The following is a 19,979-nucleotide window of genomic DNA, read 5'->3' on the forward strand; positions in this document are numbered from 1 at the left end:
TATAGTAATATTTATTAATCTCTTTGATACAAATCTCTAGTATAAACTTTTTCTTTTACATCGTCCAATACATTATCATAACGATTCACTACAATTACATCTGAAATACGTTTAAACTCATCCAAGTTTTTATATACCTTAGAATTATAAAAATAATCCTCTTTTATTGATGGTTCAAATACAATAACATCAATACCTTTAGCTTTAATCCGTTTCATGATTCCCTGAATCGAGGACTGGCGAAAATTATCAGAGTTGGCCTTCATTGTTAATCTATATATTCCCACTACATTTGGATTAAGGAGAAGTATTTGTGAGGCAATAAAATTTTTCCTTGTCGTATTAGAATCTACTATAGCACCTATTATATTATTAGGTACATCTTTATAATTGGCATATAGCTGTTTTGTGTCTTTAGGCAAACAGTAGCCTCCATATCCAAATGATGGATTATTATAATGCCCTCCAATACGAGGGTCTAAACCAACACCTTCAATTATTTGAGCAGTATTTAACCCCCTCACTTCTGCATATGTATCTAATTCATTAAAAAAAGCTATACGTAAAGCTAAGTAAGTATTTGAAAATAATTTTATTGCTTCTGCTTCTGTTAAATCCACAAATAACGTCGGTATATTTTGTTTTATGGCACCCTCTTGCAATATACAAGCAAATTGCTCTGCTTTGGACTTTAATTTTGCATTCCCCCTCGGACAGCCTATAACGATTCTTGAAGGGTAGAGATTATCATATAATGCCCTCCCCTCTCTTAAAAATTCCGGGGAAAAGATAATATTATCTAAATTATATTTCTTTCTTATATTTGCAGTAAATCCAACTGGAACAGTGGATTTAATTACCATAGTTGCTTTAGGATTATATTCCATGACTTGCTGTATAACAATCTCTACACTTGATGTATCAAAATAATTTCTTTCTGGATCATAATCAGTAGGTGTTGATATTATCACATAGTCTGCACCTTGATAAGCCATTTGAGGGTCAATTGTAGCAAATAAATTTAGTTTTCGATTACTTAAATACGTAGAAATATCTTCATCAATAAGCGGTGAAACTTTACTATTTATCATATCAACCTTTTCTTCCACAACATCTAAAGCTAAAACTTCGTGATGTTGAGATAAAAGTATTGCATTGGATAATCCAACATAACCAATTCCTACTATTGTAATTTTCATCTAATTACCTCTTTCTTGACATAGATATCTTAAATTTATTAATCAGTATTTAATGTGAATTATAATTACTCAACAACTTTGCCTGGGTAATAGTATTTATTTATCCCCAATCTATGTGCCTTTGAATCTTTAATGACATCTAAGTTAAGCCTACTACAAAATATAAAATAGGCCTGATTTTCAGATTTTCTAAATGACTTAACTTTATAATATATCCATCTATACAAATGATATATATACCTATAGCTTGTATAGATAAGAGCAAATCTTGAATGCCTCTTACCCATATCTATTGCGTTTCTATATCCATAATAACTTTTCCAATTCAATCTTTTATTTTCATCAATTGTAGTTTTATGATAAATTATAGCACTGTTAACATTCTTAATTTTGGTATATTTAATGACTCTCATTGAATATTCTGTATCGTCATACCAAATAAAATACTCTTTAAGCGGCAGACCTATTTTATGGATTACCTCAGTACTAACCATTAAACCACAAAAAGTAGATAAGTCATAAAGAAAGGATGAACTACTATATTCATCAATTTTAACATCTTTTTTTTGCATGAGAATAGAATTTACAAGATTTCTACGGTGAGATGTATCTACATTGCCATTAACCAATACCGGGCCAGAATACGCAAAGATACTCTCCTCAATTTCATCATATATATTCTTTAAGAAGCAAGGATCTAACATGGCATCGTCGTCTATTAGTAATACATAGTCCATATTATTATCAACTTTAGTTACCCCTAGTGAAAATCCTCCTGCTCCACCAATATTTTTTTCTGTGGTATATATATTTAGTATATCACAATCATCTTTAATTTTAGATAGATACTTATCAGTACCATCCGTGCTACAATTATTAATTATAATAATCTCATCAAACTTTTTATTTTGATTTATGACATTTTCTAGACACTCTTTTAAAAGTTCTAATCTATTATAAGTTACAATAACAACTGAAAACTTAAAATCTTTCTTCATAATTACAACTCCATTCTAAGAAACTTTTACTAGATGGCATATCTTAGTAGATATATAATAAACTTAAAAATAAAACAATATAACTATAGTAATTAAGAAATAAATATATTCTCTGCCATATTTAAATTACTATGAAAGAAAATCAATAATACTCCCAATCTCTTTCTTAAACATTATTTAAAAATCCTGTTTTAAATATAACTTTTCACCAAATACCTTATCTATAAAATATGCATATAGTAAAATAATTATATAAATAGATTGCCCCCACATGTATGAATAAAAAGACAATGCTAAAACCGAGCTAATCCACGATGTACATACATCACAGAAAAAACTGGTACGTTTAGGATTATAAAATAATCCTGCAACTGTTCCCATCAAAAAAGGTCCAATTATAAAACCTGCAAATGAATAATCCATATAGAATGTTCTAAAAAAAGTATATACATTAGTACTTTCATGCGCAATATCTATAAACTCCGAGTGTGAAGAAAGAATACTATTATTACTAACGATATTTAGACGTGATAAAACTCGATAGAATATAGTAAAGGAATTTTTACCAAGTGCAACTTCGCTAGTATATAGTGATATGTACTTTGCTAAAGCTTCTACAGAACCAGAAAAATAGAAAAATGCTTTATTGATTACAACTTGAATGATTGATTCACCAAATTGACTATAATTTCTTTGCTTACCAATGACTAAAAGAAAACCAAAAATAACCAATGCCAAAATAGGAATATATCGCAAAAATATCCTTTTTTGTATTTTTATATTTATTAAATTATTCATACATGTTATAAATAAAACTGACAAAAAGACTATGAAACACATTTTAGACATAGTTACTATAGCATATAGTAATTCCAAGAGACTCCATACAAAGATATACCTTATTTTTATTTTCTTATTGATTGTTGAATATATTCCAACAGTAACATATCCTAACATAGCATTAATATTCAAAAAAAACTCTGTGAAGTTTTCTATTAGTCCACTTTCTCTAACTAGATACAAATTTCTTACATAGGTATTATTTGATAGAAACATAGAAAAAGATCCAGCTAATGAAAATACAACATAGGACATATATATTAGACGTAAAATCTCAATTATTGTTAATATAAACAATATCTTCTTCATTATATCTTCATTATATACATAACTACATCTATTAACATTAACTATATTCGTTTTCGCAAATAACCAAAATCCAATGGCTAAGGCTGTAATTCCACTTAAAATAAGTATATAAGCTGTATTTGTATAATACTGTTTTTCAAAATATAATTTATGAACAATCAAAACAAAAAACCAAACATATATAAAAATAGACAAAGGATTTAATATCTTATAATTGGTTTTTAAATATTGTTTATTTATGGTATTAAAAAGTATTATCATAATAATACAAATAAAGAACATGTTGCTACTCCTCTATGTTATTTTTATATTAATTCACTTTTTGATTGCATTTTTTCGTAATAGTAAATAATAGATTTTCTAAGTTCATTATTTTCATTAATATTAGATATTCCAACACTTCCATCTTCTTTATGAAGAATTAAAATATCTGTTGTAAATACGGTATTTATACCTAAATGTTTTAACTTATGAGCTAACAGGGCTTCTTCCGCAAATAAGAACATATTATTATCATATACTATATTAATTTTATCTAAAGCTTTTTTCGAAAAAATTATAAAACTTCCATGTGCTGCAAAAATACTTTTTTTATTTACTTTAAAAATTTTAATTATTAATAAAAAAAATACTCTAATAATTTTATTTAATGCTAGTCCGCAATAGAGAATTAGTGTTTTTTTTCGTTTATAACCATAATAAATAAAAAACTCAGCAGCTTTAAAATTTACTGCCCAATATGGATTTTGATTTTTTTTTGACAGAGTTACAATTTGAGGAGCAAATACCACTTCATTATGTTTGTATAGATCAAAATCTAAATCATTTTTTCTTATTATTATATCTGGATTTGATACAATTAAAAAATCAAAGATATAATTAGCTTTGCAATATTCTATTCCTTTGTTATTTCCATAACTATAACCTTTGTTATCTATACTTAGAAAATCACAGTTATTTTTTATAGCAATTTGTCGTATTTCCGTTTCAGAATATTCATCATAGTAAGAATTAACGATTATTATTTTATAATCCTTAAATTTATTTTTAAGACTCTCAAACAATTCAAGTAAATCACTATGGTCTCTGTAAGTTAAAACTACAATTACATAAGTATACTTTTTCTTATCCATGTTAATCTCACTTTATTAAGTATTTTCTTAATGCATTAAGAATAAACCAAAATGTGTTATAGTAAGCTTTAATTATATTCACTTTCTCTTGATATACTTGAACAGACCAAACTTGTTTAATACTTTTAAGTTTATTAGATGATAATGACCCTTTAGTAATTCGATACTTCACTAGCCCCTCATTTATTCCGTATGCCACTGCACCACCTCTCAGTAAAAAAAGCCAGGTTGCATAATCTTGTCCAGATCTTAGCATTGGCATGTGAAATACACCATGAAAATTTCTATCTACTATAACAGATGAAGTAGCAATCACTGTATTCTTCAATAAAATATTATAATCCAACTTATTAATTACGTTTCGTTTTTTTCTAATTACATTTCCCTGTTCATCGATCATTACAATTGCTGTATAAGAAATTGATGCTCGTTTGCTCTCCATCAATAAAATCTGCTTTTCTATTTTTATAGGTTCCCATATATCATCACTATCCAAAAAAGCTACATACTGTCCACAAGCTAAGTCAAGACCAATATTTCTGGCTACTGCAACTCCTTGATTATTAACTTGACGATAGTAAGAAATATTATTATATAATTCACTATAATGCTTTATAATCAAAGGTGTGCTATCTTTTGAACAATCATCAATGATTATAATTTCAACTTTTTTATAGGTTTGATTTATAACAGACTCTATTGATTGTTTTAAAAATCGCTCCGCATTATATACAGGAATAATAACTGAAACTAAACCATTTTCAAAGTTTCTATTTAAACTCATTATATTCTACCTATTAACTATATATTGGAGTAAGCCATTTAGAATACTCCTGTGAATCACCAGTTACAACTCTCAAATATTCTTTATGTATTTTATCAGTAATCGGGCCCTTCTCCCCATTATTTATCAGATACTTATCAATAGAAAAGATTGGCGTTATCTCCATTGCAGAACCACATAAAAAAGCTTCATCACACAAATACAGTTCCGTCCTATCAATACTCCGTTCCTGAACTGCTAAACCCAGTTCTTTCGCTATAACTATTATTGTATCACGAGTTATACTTTCCAAAACACTATCTGTTATAAGCGGTGTAATTAGTACATTGTCCCTTACTATAAATATACAAGACCCTGGACCTTCTGCTACCGTTCCACGGTTGTTTAGAAATATAGTAGTATCATAGCCATTATTTAAGGCTTCTATTTGAGCCATCCTACTATTGATATAATTGGCACCGCACTTAATTCTTGGAGATATTGAATTATCATTAATACGTTGCCAAGAGCTCACACAACAATTCAATCCATTTTTATTATATTCAGAATTTGATTTTGCTTTTGGTATGGGTGAAATAAACATATTTATGGTTCCATGTGAAGCCCATGAGCCAAATCCATCTACAAATATTGTTTGTCTAACCGAGATATCTTCTCTATATTCATTAGCAATAATTGTATTAAATAATGCAGCTTCCAAATCTTTTATTGTATATTTATCTTCTAGCTGCATTAATTTTTGTGATCTCTTAAGTCTTTTTAAATGATCATTTAAACGAAATGCATACAGATTTTGTTTCTTATCACTCCAATAGCATCGAATTCCTTCAAAAACGTTCAACCCAAATTGTGATGTAGGAGATAATACATTAATATTAGCCTCATTTACAGGCACTATTTTACCTCCTAACCACACCCTACGCTCATCGACTGTGAATTTTGCCATAATTAATACTCCTCTCTATATCGTTATTAGCTACTGATTTATTCTTCCTGATGTGCTCTTCTGATTATCTCGATTTCTTGCATTTTTGCAGACTCTTGGTCATCAATGATACCAGATATTTTATCTTCATATATGCTATTTCTCTTAAATACACTAGAAAATGTTTTTACAAGAATTAATAAATCTATTAGTATACCTCTTTTTATAAATAAGTCAATATACTCATTATCTAGATTAACCTTTTCATCCCACGTTATCTCATTTCTTCCTTTAATTTGGGCGTAACCTGTTATACCAGGTAAAACACTAAAACGTCTCTTATATCGTCTATTTAAGGTTTCATAGTCACCTAATTCATATGTTACACAAGGTCTTGGTCCAACCAAACTCATATCCCCTTTAATTACGTTAATTAGCTGAGGAAGCTCATCTAAGCTAGTATTTCTTAAAAAATCACCAAATCTTGTCACTCTAGGATCATTTGAATAATTAAACAGACCAGCTCCTGTCTTTTCTGCATTTACAATCATCGTACGGAACTTTAATATCATAAACTCTTTACCATTTAAAGATAAGCGGGCTTGCTTAAAAAAAATGGGCCCCCTTGAATCAATCTTTAAAAAAAGCGATATTACTATAAATAAAGGAATTAACAATAATAATAACGTAACTGAAATTAATATATCTAATCCCCTTTTGAAATAAAGATCTGATTTTCTAAATTTATACATAAATTTATGACTCCTATATTTTATTACGAAAAAGTGTACTTATAAAAATAAAAATTCACAATAAACTTAATTGAATTCAAAGCTATAAGTATGAAATATATCATCAAAATTTTCTTTTCTCTTTATTAACCTAACCTCTTCTCCATCATATTCAAGGACGGAAAAGTTCGGCAAAATAAAAGGAGGTTTTAATACTATGGAATATGACCCTACATTATCAAATACTATGTAATCCTCAACAGCTAATTTTCCTGTATAATTACGATAGAGATAATCTGATTCAATACAAGTAAAACCTCCAAAATCAATATTATTAAATAATTCTAAATTGGAGTCATTATTATGATAAACATTTATGGGAGGATTTTTTTTGTTCAAGGTTGGATTTATATTGTAAATACTTCCTAATAAAGTAGCTATATACTTTCCTCTAATATTTTTTATAGATACTACCTTAGTAGCGAATTTCATTACATCTCCTACTAATGCACTCCCAGGTTCAATAAAAAGCATAGGCTTGATACCGCTATACTTTTGTGCAAATTCATTTGCCACTATCTCAGCATATTCAACGTAAGATGGTATATATGAATCAAATTGCCTTTTTAATTCCTCACCCATTTTTCCATACAACCCACCGCCTAAGTCTATGCGTTCAGGAATCATATCAAGCTTTTCCTCTACCAAACTTATAATTCTTTCTGTTCGGGTATGCCAAGTATTTAAATCTCTTGTCGCAAAATGACAATGTAATCCATTTAAATTAATATTGGTATAATGTTTTACAGATGATATAATATCATCAATTTCACTAGTATTAGTATCTATACCAAAACGTGAGATTAAGTTATCGTTAATAGGAAAATTACAGCGTATTCCAACATTAATTGTTTTGTCTACATTATCTTCAGCTATTTTACAAATCAGTTTTAATTCATTCTTTGAATCAATGTTAACAGTCCCACCTGCAAGTAATAATTCTCTAACTGCATCTTGGTCTTTGTAAGGTCCATTAAAAATGATTCTTTCAGGTTCTACACCAATGCGCTTCGCTAACTCATACTCCATATCCGATACAACTTCTGCATAACCTCCAAGATCATCTACCATCTTGCACAGCCTTGGAATATAATTTGTCTTATATGAATATGCTATACAAAAATTAGAGTACCTTTCTTCAAAAGTCTCCTTTAGTTCTAGGTAATTTTTTTTAAATTGTTCGGTATCCAAAATATAAAAGGTTTCTCCATATTCTTTTTCAATCTGCTTTAAAAATTTATAATCTAGTTTCATTAATCTTTCTGTCCCTTTCATTTATTTCCACTAAAATATTATTAACCAAATCCTTTACCAATTTTTGATTAGACGAATAACACTCTTTGGACGATAACTCAATTAATTTTTCATATTCATGAATTTCACTAATTCCAATCCGAAATATCTCTTCAATTTGATCAAGGTTCATATTAGAAGAATCACAAAAACCTCTTGATAGAATTGCACATTCGGAGCCTAATCTATAATGCTCTGATATAATATACTTTGCCGGTAATTTACCTTCATTTAAGCGAGCAATTCCACCAAAACCATACGGAATTTTGGCATCCTTTATTGTAGCACACATCTCTTCGATAATTCCATTAGCTAGTAATTCGAACATGAACTTTTTTTTATATTCTAAATGCAAATCATTCAAACCTATATGAATTTCATTTACTCCCGGAACTCTAACAATATCTTTTAAATTCATTTTGGCTTCTATAGTCTCTACTAAGAGCATAGTCTTAGCCCTACCATTAACCAAATATACAAAGCGGTTTACTTCATCTATCGTTCTAAACATTGGTAGCATTACTATGTCTGCCCCCCGTCTAATCACCTCATCTATTTCTCTCTGTGATTCCTCATAGATTGAATTTACTCGTACAAGTAGATTTGAACTTTTTAAACAATTTTTAATATTAGATACATCTTCTATTACGTGATTTGATTTAACAGTATTTAAACCTTTCTGTCGCTCTTCCTTGCCTCTCCATTCTAAGTCAACCCAAATTCTATCAACACCGTATTTCTCCGCAATAATTGCCACCTCTGGCTTGTTTGTTATATACATTAACTTTAGAGACATAATCCTTAACCACCTTATAATTATTGTTTCATTTATTTCTTTAAAAGCCTTTTAAAATTATCAATAAAAAACTTATCTCTTAAAATAATTAACATTAAAATATAAACTACAGCACCAATCGTTACTAATATCAAAGAATTTACTAATGATGGGACTAAATAAAAAGATAAAATCCTCAAAAAAATATACATTATGATACCTGCCATCAAATAATTTTTGCACATTTTTATAATTACTAATGCTGACAGTTCTTTCCTTACAATATATAGCTGCAAGGTCGCTATAATTACTTCAGCAGTTACTGACGAAAGTGATGCACCAACTGATTGAAAGCGCGGTATTAAAATTAAATTCATCATAAAATTAATAATAGCTCCAACGCAAACACTTAAAGTAAAATAGTTTTGTCGTTTTGTGGGAACCATATATTGTATTCCAGTAACATTGTTTATACCAATAGCTAAAACCAAAAAGCCAAGAATGGATAAAAGTACAACCACTTTATCATATCCATCTCCATAAAACCAGGGAACTAAATTTCCAGATACTCCAATTAAACCAAAACATAAAGGTATTCCTAAAAGCCAAACAAAATTATATCCTCTATACAAATAAAGCTTAACATTCTCAATATCATTTTTATTGTAATAATGTCCAATACGAGGTACCATAACCGTTCCTAATGATGTTACAATAGTTAATGCCATTTTAGATAATTTTAAAGCCTGCTCATAATACCCATTTTCGGAGGGTTCATTCGTAAAAATACCTATCATTGTCTTGTCAAGTACAGTATAGATTTGAATTGCAATGGTAGGTATAAATAATGACATAACAAATTTAAAGTGGCGAAGTGGCCTTAATTTATTGAATTCAGGCAAATCTACATATAGTTTTAAAGAAGGCCATATTGATATTGTATTTAAAAATACAAGAAAGCACAAACCAAAGATGTATAAATTTAAATCACCTACTGACCTAATCATGAGAAACACGAATAAAATATTTAGTAATTTAGTAATTAAATTACGAACAACTATCCTCCCAAATTCTTCCATACCAGCAAATAACCATGTAATATCAGTGGCCACCGCTATAATAGATAGGCTTTGAATAATATATATTAAAGAAAATCCTTTACTTAAAATAAATATAAAGTATAAAGCCAAAACAAAGAACGTGCTTATTATACTTAAAAGTTCTATCTCCCAAAAGGTTCTAGTTCTTTGTTTGCGATCATTTTGTAAATATGATATTTCTCTTTGACCATAAGTTGCCGTTCCCATAGCTGCAAACAGAGTGAAATATGATACTATAGAGGCTGTAAAACTATAAATACCGATTGCATCAACCCCCAATACACGGGATATATAAGGGGTTGTTAATAATGGTACAATTAGATTCAGTATCTGATATCCTGTATTATATATATAATTCATTTTAATACTTTTAGGTTTCATTCTTTTAATTCCTTTATATTTTACAAACCAAATTTTCTACACCTGCATTCAAAAAAAATTGTCTTATCTCCTCAACTTCTGCATTGGAGATTGGAGGTGCGTAATACATTGATTTATTTAATGCTAAGTACTTCTTTTCTGCTAAATTATGTCCAAGTATAAGTTCTACATGTGGGTTTTTAAAGCTACTAACTAAATTAACAATATCTTGTACATTTTTTTTACTCGAGGTATAAGGGCTAATTAGTGGAATTCGAAAAACGATATTAGCTTTACCCTCATATAAGATGCTTAGATTATTCAAATATTCATTTATATTACCACCTATGATACTCTTACAATATAACTCATCTAAAATTTTAATATCTACATAAAAAAGATCTATATAATTTAATGCAATTTTAGTTAGAGAGGTAGGTACAAATAAAGCAGTCTCAACACATTGATGAATTCCTTCTTTCTTTAAACGGTCCAGAAGAGGCACTAACTTTTTCATCCAAAGTAACGCCTCTCCTCCAGAAAAAGTAACACCACCATTTGTATCATAATAGATTCTATCTTTCATTACCTCTTGATATAAATCGTCAATCCCCCACCACTGTCCTTGAAAATTTACATCCTGTTTATTTATATTAAACTCTATATTTTCTGGATTTGAACACCATGGACAGTGCAAAGAACATCCTTTTAAAAAAACTGTGGTACGTATACCTGGACCATCATGTAAGCTAAATCGTTGAATATTTGTAATTAGTAACCCCCTATTATCTGTCATATATACTCTCATTTTCCAGAGCTCTCTTTATAAGAATGTCTTTATATTCCTCAGGTAAATCACTAAAAAATGCACTAAACCCCCATACACGGACAATTAAATCAGGAAATTTATCAGGATTATTCTTAGCATCAATCAGCGTATTGCTACTTACTATGTTCATCTGCATTTGAAAAAAACCTTGTTTAATTGCGATTTGTAAAAATATAATAAACTTATCAAAATTCTTATTCATAAAATCAGGAGTAGAAATTATATCAACAACGTTACCGTTAAAGCCACCATTTCCATAATCTATTTTAGAAGCAAATGACATTATTTCTGTAAATGCTGTTGTTTGGGACGCCGAAATATGTGTGGCGAAAGCATCTCCTGCTTTTCGTCCATCACATGTCGCCCCAATTTCTTTACCACCTGTAAGATATGAGGGTGAACTCAAACCAACTTTATATCTTCCACCAAGATAATTTATCTTCACACTTATGACTGTTTTAACAGTATTAAATATCCTATTTGTCAATTCTATTACTTCCTCATTATCAGTGCCAAAATATGGCCTAATATTCATAAGTCTTTTGCGTATTTCATTATCATTTATATAATTATTTTTAATAGCTTCATTTAATTGACTAATGGTTAATTCTTTATTTATAAAAACATATTTTTTTATATTTATTAATGAGTTAACAGTTGAGGCCAGCCCTATAGTTAATAAACCATAATTATTATACTTAGCACCTCCAAATGCTATATCAACTTTGCTTTTAACACATTCAGTAAAAAACATAGAGAGCAATGGGTCTTCACTCCATTTAATCGACTCAATCTGGCTTACTATATCCATAGAATATACTTTTAATTGCTCTAAGTAGAAATCCAAAAATTGTTCATAGGAGTGAAATGTTTTTGCCATGTCCATAGTTTTTTTTAACGGTTCTACAAAGTTAATATTAATTAAGTTGTTTTGATCTAATGTTTTTCCTGGAACAAGTGGCTCCCAACAAGCTGAAACACAATAATTGTAAGCATCTTCATTTGCATACCCAAATTCTATCATTTTGGGAATAACTACATCGTCATTAGAAATAATAGGGCTTCCATTACCTGTAATCATGCATCTAACTGCTAATTCTAATAAGTCAATAGGAGTTTTTTCACAAACCCTTAGCATTAACTTAGGGTCAGGTAGGTTTAAGTTTATAACAACTTTTATAAATTCATACGTCAACCAATTACAAAAATATTCACCATTTTCCTCAAGCCCTCCAAGTATAATAAGCTGCCCAGTATCACCAAGCAATTCTTGACTTTTATATTCATAATGATTATGTAAGATAATTAAAAAATCCTTAATTACTTCCGTGTCTTCATTATTGACGCTATCATTAATTATTTCGTTTAATATCTTATCCAATCGTCCTAATCCCATTAATGTATGTCCACTCTGATGAAATAATGAGTTCCAGATTAATATTCTTTGAAAGGAATCTTCTAAATCACTAGCCCGGTGTGTCAATATCTTCAAGATTCTATTAGCTAAATAATTGGATTTTGAAGTTTGAAATGTAAATATATAATCAGCAATTTTTTTAATATATATTTCTATAGCATCTAACAAATCATCATATTTGTCATTATCTAGAGATTGATGATACTTTCGCAAATCTGCAATAGACCAATAAGAGCATTTCGAATAATCAATCGGCATATTTCCTAATAATTTATCATTATGACTCAGTATTAAATCTTCATCAATATAATAATAATATCTAGTTTCATTCCACATAAGCTTAATTTCTTTTAACATCAATAATAGTTGTTCTTTTTTAGTCCTTTTCTCCAAAATCACCCGGGAACTAAATATCGCATTTATTACTAAGGCAATTTTAGATTTGTTTCTATTTATTTTTTTCATTCCTCGAGCTCTATCATAGATCAAATGTTCGTACTCTAAAAGTTTATTCATAAAAATTATCCTCAAATCTAATATTAATAAAAATTGCGTTAGAGTGGGCTGTACCTATTTAAATATATTCAGCATTATACTAAACTTATACCATCGTTATAGTATAGCACTTATACTTTGTAAGTACAATCATAATACCATTATAATAACAGACTATTTACTTAAGTTTTCTTTAATAAAATATATTTGTCAGCAAGTTATATTTAAAAAAACTTATATTTTTATTAAGCATTATACTTAGCTGTTTAAATTTTTACCTAATTGTTTCCTGTGAAGCACTTATACCCAATAGAAGCCAAAATATGGGAGTAGTAATAGGTAGATTAATATTAACAACTGCTTGAATGCTATAACAAATAATACCAAATGTAACAGCCATAAAATAAGGATTATTCCTTCTACATTTAATGCAATTTTGTATACTACATATCAGAAACATCAAATAAGATAAAAGTCCTGCAAAACCGACCGTAAGTAGCAATTGAATGTATTCATTGTGGGCGCTATCAAATAATAACTTATATGGATTATTTGCTGTTTTAGCCAACAATAAAATGCCAAATGTTTCAGGACCATAACCAAAGATTTTTTTCCAAGTTGATAACCCTGAAAAGCATTCTATAGCATTCCTCCATATGTAACCCCTATTGGTTCCCCAATCATCATCAAATAAAAGATATGAACTTAAACTTCCATATTTCAAAGCATTTCCTAAGACATTTGCATCATATATAATATAAAAAACAATCACTAACAATATAGTTAAAGAAAGTAACCATATGTACTTTAGAATATTACCATATTCTTTTTCTTCTCTGAAATATTTACAACAGATATACTTGAAAGCAATAACAATGATCCACAGAATAATTACTAATAAATGTAGCCATTTAAAACTAATAATTATATTAAATGCGCTATTAATTCCTATTACATTTTTGCTAAAATATGTATTAATCCAATCAATACACTGAACCACGGTAAGAAAAGTTGCTATAACTATCAAGTACTTTTGTAGACTGTTTTTATTATTAAATAGGAAAAGTGGAAGTAAGACAAACAATGATACTAAACTTAGATATGCATTATCACTAGCCCCCATAATAATTGCAAAAAAACTTATAATCATACACATATAATAAAATATAGACTGCTTAATGCTTTTACTTAACGTGTATAATACGGTTGACATTGCAACAATTATACCTATATATGCTGTATAAGTATTTATATTACCTATCGTCGATGTAAATATGTTACGTTCCTCAATTATTAGCGGAGCCTTAAAATTTAGAATATCCATTTGAAAATAATCAGTGATGCCAAATATACAAACCAACAATCCTGCAAAAAGTATAATATCAATATATTTATCTTTTAATGACCAAAGCCTGCTAACACAAAAGTAAGATACTATATACCAAGTGATTAGAAACAAACCTGTCAATCTACCTTCATTCCCCCAGAATGACTCATATACATAATCTGAAGTTATTGTAGATATAACACTAATAGCATAAAATAATAATATAAAAAAATCAGCCAATGTAATACTTTTTATAAATGTCTTATATATTCCCTTTTTTACTGAGTTAACATTTTTTGTTTTGTTATATACAATACAACCAATTAGTATAATAATCATGGCAATAGTACATGTACAAAAAAAGTAATACTTAACAATAAGAATATCAAAATATTTATCTCTAACAACCAAAGGTAGCCCAAAGCCTATTAATACTACATATACATTAATTAGAAAAGATATAAACCTAAAGTTATTATTATTTTCATGGCTTAAAATGTTTAATTCCTTCATATCTGTTCCTTCCATTTTTTTCTAATTTACTACATTTTTTTCTCATTTAAGTATATCATCACAATAAATATAAAGCAACTTTATGCATTATATTTATTCTTACAATTTTTATGTAAATTATCATAATTTTACATATAATTACATTAAACGAAAAGTAATATAGTCAAATAGCTGTTGATTTTAAATTTTACATTGTATAAACTATAACTTTTTTTCGATAAATATTGAAAATATTTCTTTAACTTTCCATTTTTTTTGTAATAAATCTTTAAAATCTCCCCTTTTAACAAAATATCTATATACTCTCCAAAAATGATATGTATATAATTAGGGAGAATAAAACCAATTATGAAAAAAAGAGCAAACTTCGAGCGTAATATTCATTGATGCTTCTTATTTGAGGTAAATATTTAATTTTCTGGCGTTGATTAGAGATTTATAACCTCACACTAAGATTAGCATTAGCAATCATTATTTTATTTTGCCCCTTTAGCCTCACTTATCAAGAATGCACATAAATGATTTCAATAATTTATTGGTATAATTTTCTGAAGCACTACAGATAGAACTAAAGATTAATCAATATAAATTATTAAACGAAATTTAAAAATATGTAAATCTATGGTAACAAACTTCAACATGTAATAGACCACGTCAGCTTAGGATGGGCTAGATATGATTAACAAGTTCTATCAACTAGACTCCAAGCCTTACCTCAAGAATCAAGAGTAATGCAATAATTGTATTGCTATGTCAGAGACTTATAACATAAAATCATGTCCATACATAACGGATATATGCGAAATAAATTTCATGTATTTTCTAACTTTTGGCAACACTGGAATTACAAAGGAAATAACAACAAAATTGTATATATTTATTAAGTTTTTACGATTCAGAACTTCAGTCAACTCCTCTTCTATAATCATGTTTATATTTATTATTATAAATATGTACCGTAATACAGGCACTTTACTCTATATGTCCGAGATAGTATATAATAGGATCAGCATCGAAATTGGACATTGGTGCAATAGAGTAGGAGGCAGATGATTATTTCACCTACCGTCCTCTCCAACACCTTGGTACGGTTCTAGTATATGACGTTTCAATCTTATAACTAAACATGAACAAACTGATATTTGTCTAGTAGTGATACTAGACCGAACCTTTTTAATCTTTCGTTAGAAATAGTTGTGCTAAGAATCGATGAATTAGCAACACGTGCATATCCTAATCTAGTATTAGCCCATCGAATTGCTTCATAGTGCTTAATCCCCAGTTTCCTGAGGTTTTATATCTTGTTTTCACTTTTCTTCCATTGCTTCCATGTACACTACGTAAGCAGAATCTGATATGTTTATCTAGCTCTCTACACAGCTTTTTCATATGACTTATTTTAAAACAATTTACCCAACCTACTATTAACTGTTTAAGTTTTATAACTCGATATGTTGTACTGACTTCCCAATTTCTTGATGTCAATTGTTTCAACTTTTCCTTTAGCTTATTTACCGATATCTGGTGTGGTTTTGCCTTGAATTGATGACTAAATACATCACAGTAGAAACCAAAACCCAAGTAGTTTATTCCGTTAGGTCTATACACTTTACTCTTGCTAACATTAACTCTTAAACCCAGCTTCTCTTTCAAGAACTTTGTTACACTTACCATCACTCGGTTTGCATTTTTTCACTCTTTATCAAAATAGATACAGTTGTTTGCATATCTCACAATGAATAAGCCCCTTTCTTCGAGTTCTTCATCAAGTTCATTAATCAATGATACCTAGAAATGGGGATAGATTTCCACCTTGTGGTGTTCCTATTATTGTTTCCTTATATTAGTCATTAATTATTACTCCACTTACGAGATATTTTCTGATTAGTGATATAACATCTCCATCTTTAACCGTCTTAGAAACGATGTTCATTAGCTTATCGTGATTTTCGTTGTCAAAAAACTTTTCTAAGTCTATATCTACTAACCACGTATAACCTTCATTCATCATCTCAAAGCATTTGATGATTGCCATTTCTGCACATCTACCGGCCTGAAACTATAACTGCTATCACTGCACTGCTCCTCATAGACCGGCATCAGCATTTGGGTTATCGCCTGTTGAATAAATCGGTCTGTTACTGCGGGAACGCCTAAATTCCTGATACCTCCGTCCAGTTTTGGTATTTCTATCCGTCTTACCGGCTGTAGTTTATACTTTCTGCATCTTATCTGTTCTTTGATTACTTCGCGATTCGCTCTCAGGTATTCTCCGAGATCCCCGACTTTCATTCCGTCTACTACATATGCACCTTTGTTGCGTTTGACTTGCAGGAATGCTTCATTCAAATTTTCCAAACTCAGTATCTGCTAGATTATCAGTTTTCATGTTCGTTACCTTCATTCTTCTCGTGGTTTCTTTGCCATTACCATACTTTTCAGTAGAGTGCTATATACACCTGATGTTGCAATGATACACAATCTCGATTCTAGTAACTGATAAGATTGTTCAGTCATTCGCTCCTTCTGGCTTTCATCACTACTAAGGTTTCTGCTAACTTCTGACATATAATTCTTATATCACTGCAAGCCTTTGGTGTAACATATGAGGCCTCCCCTGTTAAGAACGAACCACTTCCCTCCACCTATCCGCCAATTTACTTACTCCTACAAAAGTCGTAGTTATTGGACTTCACTTTGTTTTGCAAGCCTATCCCTCGGAGAAAAGCCTTATATGTGATTTCTTTACATCGGACCAGAGGTATGCCTCCAGATTCCGCCTCACGATGGACACCCTTGCTTTTGGCTATGTACTTCCCACCACGCATGGTATGTTCAGGACTTTCACCTGTAAGAATTCACCCAGCATGGTCGAAAAAAAGGAGTGAGATTCATATGAATCTCACTCCTTTTTAATAAAGAGCTTTATAAAAAATAAATTTATTAGTTCTCTGTAAATACTCTCTTGATGTTACCGCTAGCTAATACTTCGTAGCAACGATCATTACCATCTTTTGCTTTGCTCTTGCCCTTCTGAACAGTACCAGCTGTATTAACTAATCTATACTCTACATTAGTATTAGCAGCAACTGCAGTTGATACATCATATTCCTCAGAATACTTATCAGCATTTGTTACATCGTTTTCTACTCCAAGCGCTCTCATTTCAGTGATAAATTCGTCAGTAGTAAGAAGCTCCATATGAGAGTAGTTAGAACCATCTTTAGTTGCTTTAACTACAGCATACTTATCATCTTTATCTGCTGCCATTAACATACCAGACTGATAATATTTCTTATTATCAACACCTGTCTTACCGGCGCCCTTATAGCTACCAGACTTGTTAAGAAGGAAGCTATTAGATTCGCCATCAATGTCGATATTTACTTTGTTAGTCTTCATCGCTCCGTCATCGCCTGAACCGAAGTAATAGAACTTGTAGCCTGAATTTTCCCAAGATGAAGCATGCTTCTTAAAGCCATCTACTGTATCAAACTTATAGTTGGTATCTTCTACCAGAGCATGCTCAGGCTCAGCAGAAGTATCATTCTTAATAATCTCTACGATGGTTTTGTTATCAGAAGCAAGCTGAAGGAATCTATATCCATCAATCATAACACCACTCTTGTCGAAAGCATATTTCTTTCCACTGATTGTCTTGATTTCGCCTGCTACAAGCTTACCATCTTTATCAGAATAATACCAATTTTCAGAATCATCATTGAAGTCGCCTTCATCTAAGTAAGAACCTGGTACAACCTGGAACCAACCCTTAGTTTTTCTAGCGCCATCTTCTGGGCTACCATAATATCTGAAGCCCTTTGTATAAGCTGCTGTTCCCTGAGTAGCAGTAGCTGTGGTTGGTGTAGCATCCCAGTTAACCCACTCAGCATTCATACGGCCATTTTCATCAAAGCTGTACTTTTTACCATTAATGGTCTCACCTTTTTTGTCAACCATCTTCTTGCCGTTACCCTTGAAGTAGAACCAACGATCCTGTTCTTCATCATCAAAAGTATCTTTGCTGGAAACGCCCTTACTATCATCATCCTGCCACTGAGTATCTGTGATATGAAGGAATACCCATCCATTAGCCTGAGCTCCGTCATTTTCATCGCCACAGTAGTAAAGACCGCCTGTTGAGCCATCACCTCTCCAAGCATCATCACCAGTTTCTCTCTGGCCTGATTCGTTAATCCAGCCATATAACATCTTACCTTCTTCATCAAAGATGTACTTTTTACCATTAATTGTCTTGAAAGAAGCTGTTCCGCTTGAACTTGCAGTTTTGTAAGCCTTACCATTGTTACCAAAATAGTACCAATTGTTAACTGGCTCATTATCATCACTACCATCATAATCAGCATTCTCAACGGAAACCCACTTATTAGCAACCATGGAACCGTTCTCATCTACATAGTAGTAGTTATCATTGTATTCAACGATAACGTCGGTAGCCATCTCGCCATCTTCGTTTAAGTAGAACCAGTTGTCACCGGATTTCTCCCACTTCTCTGTTTCCTTGTCGCCGTTCTTGTCATAGTACACCCATGTACCATTTTCTTCCTGCCAGCCAGTAGCTGCGAAAGAGGACATGGAAGCGCCTAAAGCAAGAAGTGCTGCTGTTGATAAAACAGCAACTAATTTAGTCTGCTTTCTCATAATAAATGCACTCTCCTTTTTCTTCTTGAAATACTTTTCTGAAATTCCTAATAGCATTACGAGGTAATTATACTTCCTCAAATGGAAATTATCAATACTTTTTTTACATTTTTTGCATATTTTGCAAAATATAAATAAAATTAACATTTCCGGAAGAAGCTATCAATTCCTCCATCACATGGAACAGTATAATACATATTCTGGGAAATTACTATAACTTTTCTCTGTT

The 19,979-nt window shown here is 30.3% G+C and carries 16 protein-coding genes; all 16 read right to left on the reverse strand.

Translation table 11 applies throughout. From position 1 onward, the window contains the following. Positions 1 to 14: 14 nt before the first annotated feature. The 16 genes from T546_RS0117320 to T546_RS0117395 all read right to left on the reverse strand — a co-directional run bounded on the left by T546_RS0117320 (position 15) and on the right by T546_RS0117395 (position 19,897). Complete coding sequence (locus tag T546_RS0117320; RefSeq protein ID WP_026892706.1) at positions 15 to 1,199, reverse strand: nucleotide sugar dehydrogenase; 1,185 nt, start codon at positions 1,197 to 1,199, stop codon at positions 15 to 17. A gap of 65 nt (positions 1,200 to 1,264) precedes the next feature. Then, positions 1,265 to 2,197: a glycosyltransferase gene (locus T546_RS23885; RefSeq protein ID WP_051629932.1), complete on the reverse strand. Its 933-nt coding sequence runs from the start codon at positions 2,195 to 2,197 to the stop codon at positions 1,265 to 1,267. A 177-nt stretch (positions 2,198 to 2,374) separates the two neighbouring features. Then, the gene (locus T546_RS0117330; RefSeq protein ID WP_166429833.1) at positions 2,375 to 3,607 is read right to left on the reverse strand and encodes an O-antigen polymerase; all 1,233 of its coding nucleotides are present in this window, start codon (positions 3,605 to 3,607) and stop codon (positions 2,375 to 2,377) included. A 44-nt stretch (positions 3,608 to 3,651) separates the two neighbouring features. Next, positions 3,652 to 4,479 (reverse strand): glycosyltransferase family 2 protein, encoded by an 828-nt coding sequence (locus T546_RS0117335; RefSeq protein WP_034599795.1) that lies wholly within the window; start codon positions 4,477 to 4,479, stop codon positions 3,652 to 3,654. A 7-nt stretch (positions 4,480 to 4,486) separates the two neighbouring features. Then, on the reverse strand, positions 4,487 to 5,263 hold the full coding sequence (locus T546_RS0117340; RefSeq protein WP_034599798.1) for a glycosyltransferase family 2 protein: 777 nt from the start codon (positions 5,261 to 5,263) through the stop codon (positions 4,487 to 4,489). A 13-nt stretch (positions 5,264 to 5,276) separates the two neighbouring features. Further along, entirely contained in the window at positions 5,277 to 6,209 is a 933-nt protein-coding gene (locus T546_RS0117345) for a branched-chain amino acid transaminase (RefSeq protein WP_034599802.1), read from the reverse strand. Positions 6,210 to 6,247: 38 nt separating this feature from the next. Further along, positions 6,248 to 6,940 carry a sugar transferase gene (locus T546_RS0117350; protein ID WP_026892711.1) on the reverse strand — a complete coding sequence of 231 codons (693 nt, stop codon included), beginning with the start codon at positions 6,938 to 6,940 and terminating at the stop codon, positions 6,248 to 6,250. Between the two features lie 66 nt (positions 6,941 to 7,006). Then, positions 7,007 to 8,254, reverse strand: coding sequence for a type III PLP-dependent enzyme domain-containing protein (locus T546_RS0117355; RefSeq protein ID WP_242842253.1), 1,248 nt, complete (start codon positions 8,252 to 8,254; stop codon positions 7,007 to 7,009). Continuing rightward, entirely contained in the window at positions 8,217 to 9,068 is an 852-nt protein-coding gene (locus tag T546_RS0117360) for an aldolase/citrate lyase family protein (protein ID WP_026892713.1), read from the reverse strand. Before T546_RS0117360 ends, T546_RS0117355 begins: the two co-directional genes overlap by 38 nt. A 32-nt stretch (positions 9,069 to 9,100) precedes the next feature. After that, positions 9,101 to 10,528 carry a flippase gene (locus T546_RS0117365; RefSeq protein WP_026892714.1) on the reverse strand — a complete coding sequence of 476 codons (1,428 nt, stop codon included), beginning with the start codon at positions 10,526 to 10,528 and terminating at the stop codon, positions 9,101 to 9,103. A 13-nt stretch (positions 10,529 to 10,541) separates the two neighbouring features. Continuing rightward, positions 10,542 to 11,303 (reverse strand): 4Fe-4S cluster-binding domain-containing protein, encoded by a 762-nt coding sequence (locus T546_RS0117370; protein WP_026892715.1) that lies wholly within the window; start codon positions 11,301 to 11,303, stop codon positions 10,542 to 10,544. Then, the gene (locus T546_RS0117375) at positions 11,293 to 13,269 is read right to left on the reverse strand and encodes a pyruvate formate lyase family protein (RefSeq protein WP_026892716.1); all 1,977 of its coding nucleotides are present in this window, start codon (positions 13,267 to 13,269) and stop codon (positions 11,293 to 11,295) included. Before T546_RS0117375 ends, T546_RS0117370 begins: the two co-directional genes overlap by 11 nt. A gap of 253 nt (positions 13,270 to 13,522) precedes the next feature. After that, complete coding sequence (locus tag T546_RS0117380; RefSeq protein WP_034599805.1) at positions 13,523 to 15,088, reverse strand: O-antigen ligase family protein; 1,566 nt, start codon at positions 15,086 to 15,088, stop codon at positions 13,523 to 13,525. 1,233 nt (positions 15,089 to 16,321) lie between these two features. Further along, complete coding sequence (locus tag T546_RS26375; RefSeq protein WP_026892718.1) at positions 16,322 to 16,762, reverse strand: group II intron maturase-specific domain-containing protein; 441 nt, start codon at positions 16,760 to 16,762, stop codon at positions 16,322 to 16,324. Positions 16,763 to 17,095: 333 nt separating this feature from the next. Next, the gene (locus T546_RS26255; RefSeq protein WP_330371948.1) at positions 17,096 to 17,437 is read right to left on the reverse strand and encodes a hypothetical protein; all 342 of its coding nucleotides are present in this window, start codon (positions 17,435 to 17,437) and stop codon (positions 17,096 to 17,098) included. A 594-nt stretch (positions 17,438 to 18,031) separates the two neighbouring features. Next, entirely contained in the window at positions 18,032 to 19,897 is a 1,866-nt protein-coding gene (locus T546_RS0117395) for a hypothetical protein (protein WP_330371949.1), read from the reverse strand. Between the last annotated feature and the right edge of the window lie 82 nt (positions 19,898 to 19,979).

The organism is [Clostridium] aerotolerans DSM 5434 (genome assembly GCF_000687555.1).
GTDB lineage: Bacteria > Bacillota > Clostridia > Lachnospirales > Lachnospiraceae > Lacrimispora > Lacrimispora aerotolerans.

What these genes read in the sequence shown, in the direction of transcription:
- T546_RS0117320 (WP_026892706.1), bottom strand. Translation starts at nt 1,199, where the DNA reads ATGAAAATTACAATAGTAGGAATTGGTTATGTTGGATTATCCAATGCA.
- T546_RS23885 (WP_051629932.1), bottom strand. Translation starts at nt 2,197, where the DNA reads ATGAAGAAAGATTTTAAGTTTTCAGTTGTTATTGTAACTTATAATAGA.
- T546_RS0117330 (WP_166429833.1), bottom strand. Translation starts at nt 3,607, where the DNA reads ATGATAATACTTTTTAATACCATAAATAAACAATATTTAAAAACCAAT.
- T546_RS0117335 (WP_034599795.1), bottom strand. Translation starts at nt 4,479, where the DNA reads ATGGATAAGAAAAAGTATACTTATGTAATTGTAGTTTTAACTTACAGA.
- T546_RS0117340 (WP_034599798.1), bottom strand. Translation starts at nt 5,263, where the DNA reads ATGAGTTTAAATAGAAACTTTGAAAATGGTTTAGTTTCAGTTATTATT.
- T546_RS0117345 (WP_034599802.1), bottom strand. Translation starts at nt 6,209, where the DNA reads ATGGCAAAATTCACAGTCGATGAGCGTAGGGTGTGGTTAGGAGGTAAA.
- T546_RS0117350 (WP_026892711.1), bottom strand. Translation starts at nt 6,940, where the DNA reads ATGTATAAATTTAGAAAATCAGATCTTTATTTCAAAAGGGGATTAGAT.
- T546_RS0117355 (WP_242842253.1), bottom strand. Translation starts at nt 8,254, where the DNA reads ATGAAAGGGACAGAAAGATTAATGAAACTAGATTATAAATTTTTAAAG.
- T546_RS0117360 (WP_026892713.1), bottom strand. Translation starts at nt 9,068, where the DNA reads ATGTCTCTAAAGTTAATGTATATAACAAACAAGCCAGAGGTGGCAATT.
- T546_RS0117365 (WP_026892714.1), bottom strand. Translation starts at nt 10,528, where the DNA reads ATGAAACCTAAAAGTATTAAAATGAATTATATATATAATACAGGATAT.
- T546_RS0117370 (WP_026892715.1), bottom strand. Translation starts at nt 11,303, where the DNA reads ATGACAGATAATAGGGGGTTACTAATTACAAATATTCAACGATTTAGC.
- T546_RS0117375 (WP_026892716.1), bottom strand. Translation starts at nt 13,269, where the DNA reads ATGAATAAACTTTTAGAGTACGAACATTTGATCTATGATAGAGCTCGA.
- T546_RS0117380 (WP_034599805.1), bottom strand. Translation starts at nt 15,088, where the DNA reads ATGAAGGAATTAAACATTTTAAGCCATGAAAATAATAATAACTTTAGG.
- T546_RS26375 (WP_026892718.1), bottom strand. Translation starts at nt 16,762, where the DNA reads ATGGTAAGTGTAACAAAGTTCTTGAAAGAGAAGCTGGGTTTAAGAGTT.
- T546_RS0117395 (WP_330371949.1), bottom strand. Translation starts at nt 19,897, where the DNA reads ATGTTAATTTTATTTATATTTTGCAAAATATGCAAAAAATGTAAAAAA.